This window comes from Amycolatopsis sp. NPDC051106 (assembly GCF_040682775.1).
Classification (GTDB): domain Bacteria; phylum Actinomycetota; class Actinomycetes; order Mycobacteriales; family Pseudonocardiaceae; genus Amycolatopsis.
In genome coordinates this window covers 239,342-252,374 of record NZ_JBFBBQ010000001.1, presented here as the reverse complement: position 1 = coordinate 252,374, position 13,033 = coordinate 239,342, and the positions used below count along the sequence as shown (strand labels likewise).

Here is a 13,033-nt window from a genome sequence, read left to right as displayed (position 1 = left end):
CGGCAGCATCCTCGAAGCAGCGGAGGCCGACAGATGACCGAGCGGTTCAAGGTCGTGATCGTGGGCACCGGGTTCTCCGGGCTCGGCCAGGCGATCCAGCTCGAAAAGGCCGGCATCCGGGACTACGTGATCCTGGAGAAAGCCGACGAGGTGGGTGGCACCTGGCGCGACAACTCCTACCCCGGGTGCGCGTGCGACGTGCAGTCGCACATGTACTCGTTCTCGTACGAGCAGAACCCGGACTGGTCGCGGTCGTTCTCGGCGCAGCCGGAGATCTTCGAGTATCTCAAGGGCGTCGCGGACAAGTACCGGCTGCGCGAGAAGATCCGGTTCGGCGTCGAGCTCACGGGCGCCCACTGGGACGAGCGCGAGCGCCGCTGGACCGCGACGACCGAGGACGGCCGCGAGTTCGTCACGCAGTTCCTCGTCTCCGGCGTCGGCGGCCTGCACATCCCGCAGGTCCCCGAGCTGCCCGGGATCACCGAGTTCATGGGCCAGACCTGGCACTCCGCGCAGTGGAACCACGAATACGACCTGCGCGGCAAGAAGGTCGCCGTCGTCGGCACCGGCGCCAGCGCGGTCCAGTTCGTCCCGAAGATCGCCCCCGACGTCGCCGAGCTGACGCTGTTCCAGCGGACGCCGCCGTGGATCATGCCGAAGCCCGACCACGCGATGCCGTCGTGGGCGCGGACGCTGTTCAAGCGCGTTCCCGGCACCCAGCGCCTCTACCGCAACGCACTGTACTGGCTGCTCGAAGCGCGGGCCATCGGCTTCAACGGCCACCCGGCGATCATGAAGGCCGGCGAACTGATCGCGAAGCGCAACATCGCGAAGGGCATCAAGGACCCCGCGCTGCGCAAGAAGGTCACGCCGGACTACACCATGGGCTGCAAGCGCGTCCTGATCTCCAACGACTACTACCCGGCGCTGAGCCGGCCGAACGTCGAGGTGAACACGGCCGGGATCAAGGAGGTCAAGGCGCACTCGATCGTCGATTCCGCCGGGGTCGAGCACGAGGTCGACGCGATCGTCTACGGCACCGGCTTCAAGGTGACCGACGCGCTGGAGTACCTCGACATCACCGGCGTCGACGGCCGCGACCTCGCCAAGGAGTGGGCGGTCGAAGGGATGCGGACGCACAAGGGCATCACCGTCTCCGGCTTCCCGAACCTCTTCTTCCTGCTCGGCCCGAACACCGCGCTCGGCCACAACTCCGTGGTGTTCATGATCGAGTCGCAGTCGCGGTACGTCGTCGACGCCATCAAGCTCGCCGACTCCCGCGACGCCGCCGCGCTCGACGTCCGGCCGGGCGTGCAGGACAAGTTCCAGCAGGACATCCAGGACAAGCTGGTCAAGGGCGTCTGGACGCAGGGCGGCTGCAAGAGCTGGTACCTCGACGCCAAGGGCGTGAACCGGACGATTTGGCCCGGCTTCACCTGGCGCTACTGGCTGGAGACGCGGAAGGTCGACCCGGCCGACTACGAGCTGTCCGGCCGCGCGTCGTGACTTCGCAGGACGAGCAGCTCGTCCTGCACGCCCGGGACGTCCGGTTCGACTGGGCGGCGCTGCCGATGCACTGGATCCCCGGCGAGCCGCAGGCCACGCACACCGTCAACGTCCTGCACCTGGCGCTCCCCGAAGGCGAACGCTGGTTCGTCGAGGTGTTCAAGCAGGCGGTGCCGCTGATCCGCGACGAGCGGCTCAAGACCGACGTCCTCGGCTTCATCGGCCAAGAGGCGGTGCACGCCGAGGCCCACGACGGCGCGGCGGCGCACCTGGAGGCCGCGGGCCTGCGCGTGCGGCCGTTCGTCGCGCAGATGGAGTGGCTGTTCCGCAAGCTGCTCGGCGACCGCGCCTGACCGGCCGGGCCGCCGAGGAGTGGCTGGTCGAACGGCTCGGGATCGTCGCCGCGATCGAGCACTACACGGCGTTCCTCGGCCAGTGGGTGCTCGACGCGCCACTGGAGCGCGCGGGCGCCGACCCGGTGATGCTCGACCTGCTGCGCTGGCACGGCGCCGAAGAGGTCGAGCACCGGTCCGTCGCCTTCGACCTGTTCATGCACCTGGACGGGCGGTACACGCGTCGCGTGCGCAGCATGGCGGCGGTGACGCCGGTGCTGGCGTAGGTGTTCTTCCGCGGCACGCGATATCTGATGCACAACGATCCGACCCGCCCGGGCAGGGCGTCGCTGCGGGGATACCGCCGGGCCGCGAAGCGGGGGTTGCTGCCGACCGGGCGTCAGCTGCTGCGGGAAATCCGGCCGTACTTCCGGAAGTCGTACCACCCGACGGAGACCGGGAGCACCGACCAGGCGGTGGCGTACCTGGCGAGTTCCCCGGCCGCCCGGGCGGCTGAGTGACGCTCGGCCGGCCCACCCGGCTCGACGGCAGCGACCGGACCGACCACCTGATGTCCGCTTTGGTCGGTGTCGTGGGTGTTTACGCCGGTTGTCGCAGTTCAGCGGGAAACGGCGGCCGCCCGTGCGCGCGGTGGACCGGAACCTGCCGTTGGTGGTCGAAGGCGTCGAACACGAGGCCGAGGACGTCGTCAGCCTGCGTCTGGCGAACGGCGGGCCGCTGCCGCGCTGGCGGCCGGGCGCGCACATCGACCTGGTGTTGCCGAGTGGGCTCGTGCGGCAGTACTCGCTGCGCGGCGATCCGTCCGAAAAGGACCATTACCGCATTGCCGTGCGGAAGGTCGGCGTCGCGTCGGCCGAGGTCCACGCCCTCACGCCGGGCACGCGGGTCACCGTGCGCGGTCCGCGGACGGCGTTCCCGTTCGTCGGCGACGGGCCGTTCCTGTTCGTCGCGGGCGGCGTCGGGATCACGCCGATCCTGCCGATGGTCCACCGCGCGGCTGCTGCCCAAGCGGACTGGCGGCTGGTCTACACCGGCCGCAGCCGCGCGTCGATGCCGTTCCTGGACGAACTGCCGGACGACGACCGTGTCCGGATCCGCCCGGACGCGGAGTACGGCATCCCCGCGTCCGGCGCCGAGCTCCTCGAGGGCCTGCCGGACGGCGCTTCGGTGTACTGCGTTCCAGCTGATTCTCCGCAGGTCAGGGCAGGTCCTGGACGTCCCGGCGGCCGGCGGCGGGTCGATGCGGATCTGCGTCGACCGCGCCACCACTGTCCTCGACCTATGACTCCTGGGGAACCCAGGCGCCGATGACCGGCTTGAACTCCCGGATCGTCCGCTCCGCGATGACGCCTTCCAGGAAGTACGGGTCCTGGTCGATCGTCGCCTTCAGGTGCGCTTCGTCGTCGGCCTGGTACAGCGTGATCCCGCCGGAACCGTCGCCGAGCGGCCCGGCGACCGCGACGCGCCCCTCAGCGGCCAGCTTGCCCAGGAACTCGCGGTGCCGGGGCCGGACCTCCGGCATCTTCTCCTGGACGTAGGTGATTTCGACGAGGTACCAGGCCATGTGGATCTCCGGGGTCGGGCGGGGGCGGGTCGGGACCGACGCTACCCGGGTCGTCACCGTGTCCCGGCATCCGATCTGTGGCTGTGTGGCACCGGGAACCCGACCCGATAGGCTGGGCGTGCGTCAGTACCTGTGTGAGCGCTGTGAATACCGTGAACCTGCTGACGCGACACACCGTGCAAACCGGGGTCGAGGACAGGCAGGGGTTCATGCTCGAGGGCAATGCTGAACGCAGCGTCGAGGCAACCCTCGGCCACCTGCGGGTCATGGATGGTCCGGCGGCCCCGGCGCAGGCGCCGACGCCGCTGACCCTCGAAGACCTCTACCGCCAGCACCGCATGCGGCTGGTCCGGCTGGCGATTCTGCTGGTGGACGAGCCCGCGACGGCGGAAGACGTCGTCCAGGAGGCCTTCACCGGCCTGCACCGCAACTGGAGCCGGCTCCGGGACGCCGCGGCCGCCGTCGGCTACCTGCGCACCGCCGTGGTCAACGGGTCGCGCAGCGTGCTGCGCCGGCGCAAGACCGCCCGCGAGTACGTGCCGCCGCACGCGGTCAACGCGCGGTCCGCCGAGAGCCTCGCGATGCTCTCCAGCGAGCACCAGGCCGTGGTCAGCGCGCTGTCCAAGCTGCCGCCCCGCCAGCGCGAAGTGCTGGTGCTGCGTTACTACGGTGGGCTGAGCGAGGCCGAAATCTCTGAGGCCGCAGGCATTTCCAAGGGTACCGTTAAGTCGACCGCCAGCCGGGCGCTCGAGGCACTCCAGAAGGCCATGCAGGCCCCACAGTGACCCGGGTGGACCATTCCGATCACTGAGTCGTATCACCATGCTTGGTCCAGACCAATATATGCTGGGGTGCGTGAGAGGCGCCGGAGATTTCGTGATCATGGGCGGCCGGGTCGCTGCCCCGGACCGTGTACTCGATGACGGCTGGGTAGCCGTCTCCGACGGGCGGATCGCCGGCGTGGGTTCCGGGACCCCGCCGTCGGGCGAGCACGTCGACGTCGGCGGGGCACTGGTCGTGCCCGGGTTCGTCGACACCCACTGCCACGGCGGGGGAGGTGCTTCGTTCACCTCCCTCGATCCCGAGGAACTCCTGACGGCGGTGCGCGCGCACCGCCGTCACGGCACCACGACCATGCTCGCCAGCCTGGTGTCCGACCCGGTGGACATCCTGCGTGAGCAGGTCGCCGCGCTGCGTGAGATCGTCCAGGACGGCGAGGTCGCGGGCATCCACCTGGAGGGGCCGTTCATTTCGAAGGCCCGCTGCGGGGCGCACGACCCGGAGACGCTGCTCGAGCCGGACACCGGCACGGTGGACAAGCTCCTGCGCGCCGGCCAGGGCGCGATCCGGATGGTCACCATCGCCCCCGAGCTCCACGGCGGCGTCAAGGCCGTCCGGCAGCTGGCCGAATCGGGCGTCATCGCCGCCATCGGGCACACCGACGGCGTCGAGGAGCAGCTGCTGCCGGCCATCGACGCGGGCGCGACCGTCGCGACCCACCTGTTCAACGGCATGCGCCCGCTCCACCACCGCGAACCGGGTCCGGTCGGGGCACTGCTCGATGACGAGCGCATCACGATCGAGCTCATCTGCGACCTGGTGCACCTGCACCCGACCGTGGTGCGCCTGGCGGCGAAGCACGCGGGCCGCAACCGGACGGTGCTGATCACCGACGCGATGTCGGCCACCGACGCCGCCGACGGCCGCTACACGCTGGGCCGCCTCGAGGTCGACGTCCACGACGGCGTCGCCACCCTGGCCGACAACGGCTCGCTCGCCGGCAGCACCCTGACGATGGACACCGCCTTCCGCAATCTCGTCCAGGGTGCGAAACTCGGCATCCTCGACGCGGTGCACGCGACGTCGCAACGGCCCGCCGAGCTGCTCGGCATCGCCGACCGCACCGGGATGCTGTGCACGGGGTACGTGGCCGACATCGTCGTCCTCGACCAGGACCTGCGGCCCGCGAAGGTGCTGCGCCGGGGTGAATGGGTCGCCGAGGTGGGTACGGCTACCTTGAGTACCTGAGATCCTGCGAGCGAGACGGGCGGAGATGAGCGAGCCGAAGGACCCCGAGCAGCTGCTGGCGGACGCCCTTCGCGCGCAAGCCGTCTTCGCCCCGCAGGCCTCACCGCAGCCCCCTGCGGCACCGTCGACGTCGTCGTCCGCGACGCCGTCTTCGCCGCCGGAACCGGGGACGGACGCGGTCCCGACCAGCGCGATCAACGAGCTGCCGTCGGCGTACGGGCTGCTGTCCGGCGCGAGCGCGGACTCGCTGGAGCGCGAGCGGGCGGCGCTCGACCCGGTGGCCGAGGCACCCACGGCGTACACCCCGCGTCCCCCGGAACCGCCTCGGCAGGGCGCGCAGCTCCCCGCGTACTGGATCTTGCTGCTGGCGGTGCTGCTGGGCCTCGCCGCAGGGTCCGTGGTGGGCCTGCTCACGCTGGTCTGACCGGGTCTCAGTAACGACTCAGGGTGACCCTGTACCGTTTTTGGGGTGATTCTCGCCCAGAGCACGGTCAACACGATGTCCCTGCTGCCGTCATGGCTCGACCCGCAGCACCTGCTGAGCGGCCTGACCACGCCGGTCATCGCGGTGCTCTGCCTCATCATCTTCATCGAGAGCAGCGTCTTCCCGGTGCTGCCCGGTGACTCCCTGCTGTTCACGGCCGGCCTGTTCATCGCGAACGGCACCCTCGACGCGCCGTTGTGGCTGGTCTGCGTGCTGGTCACGGTCGCGGCCCTGCTCGGCAACGTGGTCGGTTACTACATCGGCTACTTCGCCGGGCCCAAGCTGTTCAACCGGCCGGACTCGAAGATCTTCAAACAGGAGTACGTCCACAAGACGCACGAGTTCCTGGAGAAGCACGGCCCCAAGGCGGTCGTGCTGGCCCGGTTCGTGCCGTTCGTCCGGACGTTCATCACGTGGATCGCGGGCATCGGCCGCATGGACCCGAAGCGCTACTTCACGTACACGGTGATCGGCGGCATCCTGTGGGCCGCGGGCATCACGGTGCTGGGGTCGCTGCTCGGCGGCGTGTCGTTCATCGCGAACAACGTCGACGCGATCTTCGTGCTGATCGTGCTGGTGTCGGTGGTGCCGATCCTGCTCGAGTACCTGAAGGCCCGTCGCGAGAAGAAGGCCGGGCCGGTCGCCGAGACCGACCCCGAGGTCACGCAGCGGATCCCGCGGGTGCGGGACTGATCCTTTCCGGACGAGAGGGCCCCACCGGTCGGCGGTGGGGCCCTTTTCGTTCCGGGCGGGGCGGCCGCGATGCCTTGAATGACTCATTCAGGTCGCCAGACGCCTTGAATGAGTCATTCACGGCGTTTGGCGAGCCGCTGACCAGCGGTCACGGGCACGGATCGAAGGCCTTGCCCGGCCGAAACTGTCGTACCCCCGCGGTAACGTGAAAACAGGGGTCCCCCGGGAGGGGACCCCTGTCGGCGCAGGTCAGGTCAGGTCAGGTCAGGTCATCGAGAACATCGAGCCCGGGTTGAACAGGTTCTCCGGGTCCAGCGCCGCCTTGATCTGCCGGTGCACCCGGATCCCCACCGGCCCGATCTCCCGCGCCAGCCACTCGCGCTTGATCTTCCCGATCCCGTGCTCACCGGTCACCGTGCCACCGAGCGACAACCCGACCTCGAGGATCGCGTCGAACGCGCGCTGGGCTCGGGCGAACTCGTCCGCGTCGTCGGGCTGGTAGACGATCGTCGGGTGCATGTTGCCGTCGCCCGCGTGGCCGACCACGGCGATCCGCAGCCCCACCTCGGAGCTGATCTTCTCGCAGCCCTGGATCAGCTCGGCGATGCGCGTGCGCGGGACGCACACGTCGTCCGTCAGCCACTGCCCGTACGTCTCCAGGGCCGTCAGCACTACCCGGCGGGCCTGCAGCAGCATCCAACCCTCTTCGAGGTCTTCGGTTGTGTACGCGAGGTCCGCGCCGCAGTCCGTGCAGATCTGCTCGATCGCCGCCAGCTCGCGGCGGGCCACCTCGCCGCCCGCGTCCGACTGGCCCAGCAGCAGCGCCTGGCAGTCCGAGCCCGCGCCGAGGTCGGTCTTCAAGTACGTCTCGGACGCCTTGATCGACGACGCGTCCATGATCTCCAGCAGGGACGGCACGAGCCCTTCGCGCACGATCCGGGCGACCGCCTCCCCGGCGGCTTCGGTCGTCGGGAAGCCCGCAACGAGCGTCGCCGGGGCCTGGGGCAGCGGCTTGAGCTGGACCGTCGCCTGCGTGATGACGCCGAGCGTGCCTTCGCTGCCGACGAACAGGCGGGCCAGGTCGTACCCGGCGACGCCCTTGACCGTCCGCCGTCCGGTCTTGAGCAGGGACCCGTCGGCCAGGACGACCTCCAGGCCCAGCACCGAGTCCGTCGTCACGCCGTACTTCACGCAGCAGAGGCCGCCGGCGTTGGTCGAGAGGTTGCCGCCGATCGTGCACCAGTCGTAGCTCGACGGGTCCGGCGGGTAGAACAGCCCGTGCTTCTCGACGGCGTTGCGGAAGTCCAGGTTGACCACGCCCGGCTGCACGACGGCGAGCCGGTTGCCCGGGTCGATCTCGACGATCTGGTCCAGCTTGGTCAGCGCCAGCATGACGCAGCCGTCGATGGCGTTCGCGGCGCCGGACAGGCCGCTGCCCGCCCCGCGCGGCACGATCGGCACCTTCGCTTCGGCGCACGCCTTGACGACGGCCTGCACCTCCTCGACGTTCGCGGGCAGCACGACGGCGAGCGGCCGGCCGGACGGCGCCAGCGGCATCATGTCGCGCGCGTAGGACGCGGTGACGTCGGAGTCGGTGAGCACGGCGCTCTTGCCGAGCAGGTCGCGGAGCCGGGTGACCAAAGCTTCGTCGCTCATGGCCTCATCGTAAGCCCGCTCAGTCCGCACTGCGGAACTTCTATTTCAAAACCGCCGGTTCAGCGCAGCGCAGTGCGGACCGCCGGCCTCAGCGCACCACGCCCAGCAGCTTGTCGACGTGCACCCGCAGCAGGACCCGCTGGTCGCTGACCATCGCGGCGCGGTACTCGTCCCAGTCGGGGTGCTCGCCCGCCGCGCGGCGGTAGTAGTCGACGAGCGCCTCGACGGTCTCGTCGTCCCGGGAAGCGGCCGGCGGCGTGAGCGAAGCGCGTCCCTCGGCGACGACGTAGCTCCAGCCGTCCTCGCTGCCCACGTGGTAGGTCACCCGCGGGTCGCGGCGCATGTTCTTCGTCTTGGCCCGGGTTTCGGTGATCGACGCGGTTATCGTCGCCGTTCCGGGGTCATACAGGTGCGTGATCGTGGACAGCTGGGGCCGTCCGTCGCGGCGGATCGTGGCCAGGACGCCGTGGCGGTGCGCGCCGAGGAAGTCCTTCAACGCTGTGTCGTCGGTCATACCTCTTCCAACCGGTACCCGCCTCCGTTGTTCCGGGAGCAGCCCGGAGGAAATCTGCTTGCATACGGCAACTAAAGTGTGTTCCGACACATCGGCCACCGCTCCGCTTGCATAACCGCTAGTGAAGGCACATCCTTGCCTGAGGCAACTAGTTGCAGCCGCCAACCAACGCCGTTGAAGGATCCCTCATGGCACCGAACAGCTCCGCCATCCGGCCCAAGGCCGAACTGGACCTCGCCGACCAGCTCGGGCACGAGCTCGTCCGCCTGGTCCGCCTGATCAACAAGGCGAAGTCCCAGGTGTCCAAGCAGGGACCGGACGGCATCGAGCGGGCGGCCTACGCGATCCTCTTCACCCTCATCCACGAGGGCCCGCAGCGCACCAGCCGGCTGGCCGAGTCGCTCCACTCCGAGATCTCCACGATCAGCAGGCAGTCGAGCTCCCTCGTCCAGCACGGCCTGGTCGAGCGCCAGGCGGACCCCGAAGACGGCCGGGCCTGCCTGCTCGCGCCGACCAGCGAGGGCATGCGGGTGTTCGAAGAGAACCGCAAGCAGCGCAACCAATGGCTGGCCGACGTACTCGGGGACTGGACCGAAGGGGAGATCCAGACCCTGAACAAGCTGTTCGGCCGACTCAACACAGGTATCGAGAACCACTCTCCACAACTGGCCGACGCGAACGCGTCCGCCGGTGCACCGGCCAAGGGGGCCAACGCATGAGTTCCACCACCGAAACGCCGGCCCTGCCCGAGGTGGGTCAACCACCCCGGCTGAGCCACCGCCAGATCGTCACGATCCTGAGCGGCCTGATGTGCGGCATGTTCCTCGCCGCGCTCGACCAGACGATCGTCGGCACGTCGATCGTCAAGATCGCCAACGACCTGCACGGCTTCGACCTGCAGGCCTGGGCGACCACGGCGTACCTGATCACCTCGACGATCGTCACGCCGATCTACGGCAAGCTGTCCGACATCTACGGCCGCAAGCCGTTCTACCTGGCCGCGATCACGATCTTCGTGATCGGCTCGCTGGCCTCGGCCTTCTCCCAGTCCATGTACGAACTGGCCGCGTTCCGCGCGGTGCAGGGCCTCGGCGCCGGTGGCCTGATGTCGCTGGCCATGACGATCCTCGGCGACATCGTGCCGCCACGGGAACGGGCGAAGTACCAGGGCTACATCCTCGCCGTGTTCGGCCTGTCCACCGTGCTGGGCCCGGTGCTGGGCGGCTTCTTCGCCGGCATCGAGCACGCCGGCAGCATCTTCGGCTACGACATCCACGGGTGGCGCTGGGTCTTCCTGATCAACGTCCCGATCGGCATCCTCGCGCTGTTCGTCGTCGCCCGGGTGCTGAACGTCCCGCACGAACGCCACGAGCACAAGATCGACTGGTGGGGCGCGCTCGCACTCGTCGTCGCGGTGGTGCCGTTCCTGGTCGTCGCCGAGCAGGGCCAGAAGTGGGGCTGGGGAGACGGCAAGGCAATCCTCTGCTACGTCGTCGGTGGTGTCGGCGTGATCGCGTTCATCGCGATCGAACGGTGGATGAAGGACGCCGCGCTGATCCCGCTGCGGCTGTTCAAGAACTCGACGTTCACCGTGGCGATCATCGGCGGTGTCATCGTCGGTGTCGCGATGTTCGGCGCGATCACGATGATCCCGCAGTTCATGCAGGTCGTGCAGGGCTACACGCCGACCGAGTCCGGGCTGCTGATGCTGCCGCTGATGGCGGGCATCATGACCAGCTCGATCGTCTCGGGCCGGCTCACCGGGAAGACCGGGCGCTACAAGATCTTCCCGATCATCGGCACCATCCTGATCGCCGGTGGCGCGTTCTTCTTCGCACAGGTCGAGTACGACTCGCCGCTGTGGCACCCGCTGGTCGCGGCCGCCATCATCGGCCTCGGCCTCGGCCAGTGCATGCAGACGCTGATCATCGCGGTGCAGAACGCGGGCCCGCGCAGCGACATGGGCGTCTCGACCGCGTCGGCGACGTTCTTCCGCCAGATCGGTGGTACCGCGGGTGTCGCGATCTTCCTGACGGTCCTGTTCAACACCCTGATGCCGAACATCACGAAGGCGTTCGGCGGTCAGCTGCCGGCCGGCGCCGGCGCGGGCATCGGCAACCTGTCCGAGAACACGAGCGTGATCCAGACGCTGCCGGACGCGATCAAGACGCCGATCCTGGTCGGCTTCACCGAGTCGATCACCACGGTGTTCTACATCGCGGGCGCGGTGGCGCTGCTGGCCACGGTGGTGCTGCTGTTCATGAAGGAGATCCCGCTGACCAACGCGGCCCCGGCCGCGGCGGCCATGGAGGGCGGCGAGGCGCTGCTCGAGGCGGACGAGCACGAGCACGACTTCACCGACGAGCCCACCGAGATCGTCGAGCCGGTCAAGCCGCTCGACCGTGAGCCGGCCCTGGTCGGCGGCGGGAAGCACGCGTTGAGCACCAACGGGCACGGCGACTACCAGGCCGTGTCGGGCGCGCTGCCGATGCCGATCACGAACTCGATCGCCGACTCGGAGCTGGACGCTCCGGTCGGCACGGGTGGCGTGCCGGTCGTCGGGCACGTGCGCCGTCAGGACGGCAGCCACGTCTCGGGCGCGGCGCTGACCCTGATCGACCAGCGCGGCCGCCAGGTCGCGCGGGCCACCGGCGCCCCAGACGGCAGCTACTCGGTCCCGAGCCAGGGTCCGGGCGCGTACGTCCTCATCGTGTCGGCCCACGGCCACCAGCCGCAGGCCTCCAGCGTCGTGATCGGCAACGGGCCGGCGACGGTCGACGTCACGCTCACCGGGTCCGGCGAGCTGACCGGCACTGTACGGGCGGCCGCCACCGGCTCCCCGCTGGCGAACGTCACGGTGACGCTGACCGACAGCCGCGGCGAGGTCAACGGCGCGTTCATCACGACCACGGACGGCACCTACGCCTTCGTCGGGGTCGGCGCCGGGGCCTACACCCTGGTCGCCAGCGGCGCGGGCCACCGGCCCGTCGCGGTGACGCTGACCGTGCCGGACAGCGGCGTGCTGCGCCACGACGTCGAGCTGTCCAGCTCGGTGCAGCTGAGCGGGGTCGCGCGGACCGAGGGCGACCGGGTCGTCCCGGACGCGCGGATCACCGTGCTCGACGCCGAAGGCAACGTCGCGGCCGTGGCCCGGACCGACGGCGAAGGCCGGTACCTGGTGAGCGACCTGCCCGCGGGCGCGTACACCGTGGTCGCGAGCGGCTACCCGCCGGCGACCAGCCAGGTGGAGCTGACCGGCGGCGAAGCCGGCCACGACGTCCGGCTGAGCTACGACCAGGCCCTCGACGAGCTGGTCGACCGGTCATGACCGGCTTGCGCGCCACCTTCCGCACGGCCGAGGGCTGGGCGGTGGAGCACGCGGTGCTCACCGTGACCGACCCGGCCGGGCGGCAGGTGGCCCGGCAGGCGGCCGACGTCCGCGGCGACGTGGTCACCGACGCGCTCGCGCCCGGGACCTACACCGCGGTCGTCACGGCGGCCGGGTACACGCCGGTCGCCCGGATGGCGCAGGTCGCTTCGGACGGCTCGGGCTCGCTCGGCGACGTCGTGCTGGCCCCGGTCGCCGAGGCGATCGACCTGCCGCCCGCCGGGCCGTGGGTGATCGACCCGATGCACTCGTCGGTGGTCGCGACCGCCCGGCACCTGGGCATCGCGAGCATCAAGGCGCGGTTCCCGGACGTGTCCGGCCGGATCGAGATCGGCCGCCCGGCCGAGCGGTCGTCCGTGCACGCCGAGATCAAGGCGGCGAGCATCGACACGAACATCCGGATGCGCGACGACCACCTGCGGTCGCCGGACTTCCTCGACGTCGACGTCCACCCGGTGATCACGTTCGCGAGCACCGGGATGCGCCAGCGCGGCGTGGACTCGTGGACGCTGCTGGGTGACCTGACGCTGCACGGCGAGCGTCGTGAGATCGAGCTGGAGCTGACCTACGGCGGCTGGGGCCCGGACCCGTGGGGCGGCGTGCGCGTGGCGTTCCACGCCGAGACGACGCTGCACCGGAACGACTTCGCGATCAACTACAGCGCGATGGTCCGGGCCGGCGTCGCCGCGGTCGGCACGACGGTGAAGATCGAGCTGGACGTCGAAGCGGTCCAGGGCGAGTCACTTCCGCAGTTCTGAGAAGCAAATCCGTGAAGGCCTCCTTCCCGGCCCAAGAAGCCGGGAAGGAGGCCTTCACGGTTCCTACAGCCGGTAAGGGGGCCTTCACG

The 13,033-nt window shown here is 69.8% G+C and carries 12 protein-coding genes and 1 pseudogene; 10 read left to right on the top strand and 3 right to left on the bottom strand.

Annotated features, from left to right (window positions below):
• The first annotated feature begins 33 nt into the window (after positions 1-33).
• The 3 genes and pseudogenes from AB0M83_RS01205 (at position 34) to AB0M83_RS01195 (ending at position 3,170) form a co-directional block, all read left to right on the top strand.
• Positions 34-1,506: an NAD(P)/FAD-dependent oxidoreductase gene (locus AB0M83_RS01205; protein WP_364510579.1), complete on the top strand. Its 1,473-nt coding sequence runs from the start codon at positions 34-36 to the stop codon at positions 1,504-1,506.
• Positions 1,503-2,359: pseudogene (locus tag AB0M83_RS01200) on the top strand (metal-dependent hydrolase). The gene AB0M83_RS01205 and the pseudogene AB0M83_RS01200 overlap by 4 nt, the downstream one beginning before the upstream one ends.
• An 88-nt stretch (positions 2,360-2,447) precedes the next feature.
• Positions 2,448-3,170: a ferredoxin reductase gene (locus AB0M83_RS01195; RefSeq protein ID WP_364510576.1), complete on the top strand. Its 723-nt coding sequence runs from the start codon at positions 2,448-2,450 to the stop codon at positions 3,168-3,170.
• On the opposite strand, the gene AB0M83_RS01190 is transcribed toward AB0M83_RS01195, so the two are convergent.
• Entirely contained in the window at positions 3,139-3,423 is a 285-nt protein-coding gene (locus AB0M83_RS01190) for a YciI family protein (RefSeq protein ID WP_364510826.1), read from the bottom strand. The two genes, AB0M83_RS01195 and AB0M83_RS01190, sit on opposite strands and share 32 nt — an antisense overlap.
• Positions 3,424-3,632: 209 nt before the next feature.
• On the opposite strand from AB0M83_RS01190, the gene AB0M83_RS01185 reads away from it, so the two are divergent.
• The 4 genes from AB0M83_RS01185 (at position 3,633) to AB0M83_RS01170 (ending at position 6,628) form a co-directional block, all read left to right on the top strand.
• Positions 3,633-4,208, top strand: a complete 576-nt coding sequence (locus AB0M83_RS01185; protein ID WP_364510823.1) for a SigE family RNA polymerase sigma factor — start codon at positions 3,633-3,635, stop codon at positions 4,206-4,208.
• A 91-nt stretch (positions 4,209-4,299) separates the two neighbouring features.
• Positions 4,300-5,451 carry an N-acetylglucosamine-6-phosphate deacetylase gene (gene nagA, locus AB0M83_RS01180; RefSeq protein ID WP_364510821.1) on the top strand — a complete coding sequence of 384 codons (1,152 nt, stop codon included), beginning with the start codon at positions 4,300-4,302 and terminating at the stop codon, positions 5,449-5,451.
• Positions 5,452-5,476: 25 nt separating this feature from the next.
• On the top strand, positions 5,477-5,875 hold the full coding sequence (locus AB0M83_RS01175) for a hypothetical protein (RefSeq protein ID WP_364510573.1): 399 nt from the start codon (positions 5,477-5,479) through the stop codon (positions 5,873-5,875).
• Between the two features lie 45 nt (positions 5,876-5,920).
• Positions 5,921-6,628 (top strand): VTT domain-containing protein, encoded by a 708-nt coding sequence (locus AB0M83_RS01170; protein ID WP_364510570.1) that lies wholly within the window; start codon positions 5,921-5,923, stop codon positions 6,626-6,628.
• Between the two features lie 264 nt (positions 6,629-6,892).
• Here the strand turns inward: AB0M83_RS01170 and AB0M83_RS01165 are convergent, their stop codons facing one another.
• Together AB0M83_RS01165 and AB0M83_RS01160 are read right to left on the bottom strand one after the other, a co-directional pair.
• Positions 6,893-8,284, bottom strand: a complete 1,392-nt coding sequence (locus AB0M83_RS01165; RefSeq protein WP_364510567.1) for an FAD-linked oxidase C-terminal domain-containing protein — start codon at positions 8,282-8,284, stop codon at positions 6,893-6,895.
• A gap of 88 nt (positions 8,285-8,372) precedes the next feature.
• Complete coding sequence (locus AB0M83_RS01160; protein WP_364510564.1) at positions 8,373-8,798, bottom strand: PPOX class F420-dependent oxidoreductase; 426 nt, start codon at positions 8,796-8,798, stop codon at positions 8,373-8,375.
• A 188-nt stretch (positions 8,799-8,986) separates the two neighbouring features.
• Here AB0M83_RS01160 and AB0M83_RS01155 point away from each other — a divergent pair, with 188 nt between their 5' ends.
• Genes AB0M83_RS01155 through AB0M83_RS01145 form a run of 3 tightly spaced genes read left to right on the top strand, consistent with a single transcriptional unit; the run spans position 8,987 to position 12,944 of the window.
• On the top strand, positions 8,987-9,517 hold the full coding sequence (locus AB0M83_RS01155; RefSeq protein WP_364510561.1) for a MarR family transcriptional regulator: 531 nt from the start codon (positions 8,987-8,989) through the stop codon (positions 9,515-9,517).
• Positions 9,514-12,126 (top strand): MFS transporter, encoded by a 2,613-nt coding sequence (locus tag AB0M83_RS01150; protein WP_364510558.1) that lies wholly within the window; start codon positions 9,514-9,516, stop codon positions 12,124-12,126. Before AB0M83_RS01155 ends, AB0M83_RS01150 begins: the two co-directional genes overlap by 4 nt.
• On the top strand, positions 12,123-12,944 hold the full coding sequence (locus AB0M83_RS01145) for a YceI family protein (RefSeq protein WP_284749868.1): 822 nt from the start codon (positions 12,123-12,125) through the stop codon (positions 12,942-12,944). Before AB0M83_RS01150 ends, AB0M83_RS01145 begins: the two co-directional genes overlap by 4 nt.
• The last annotated feature ends 89 nt before the right edge of the window (positions 12,945-13,033 follow it).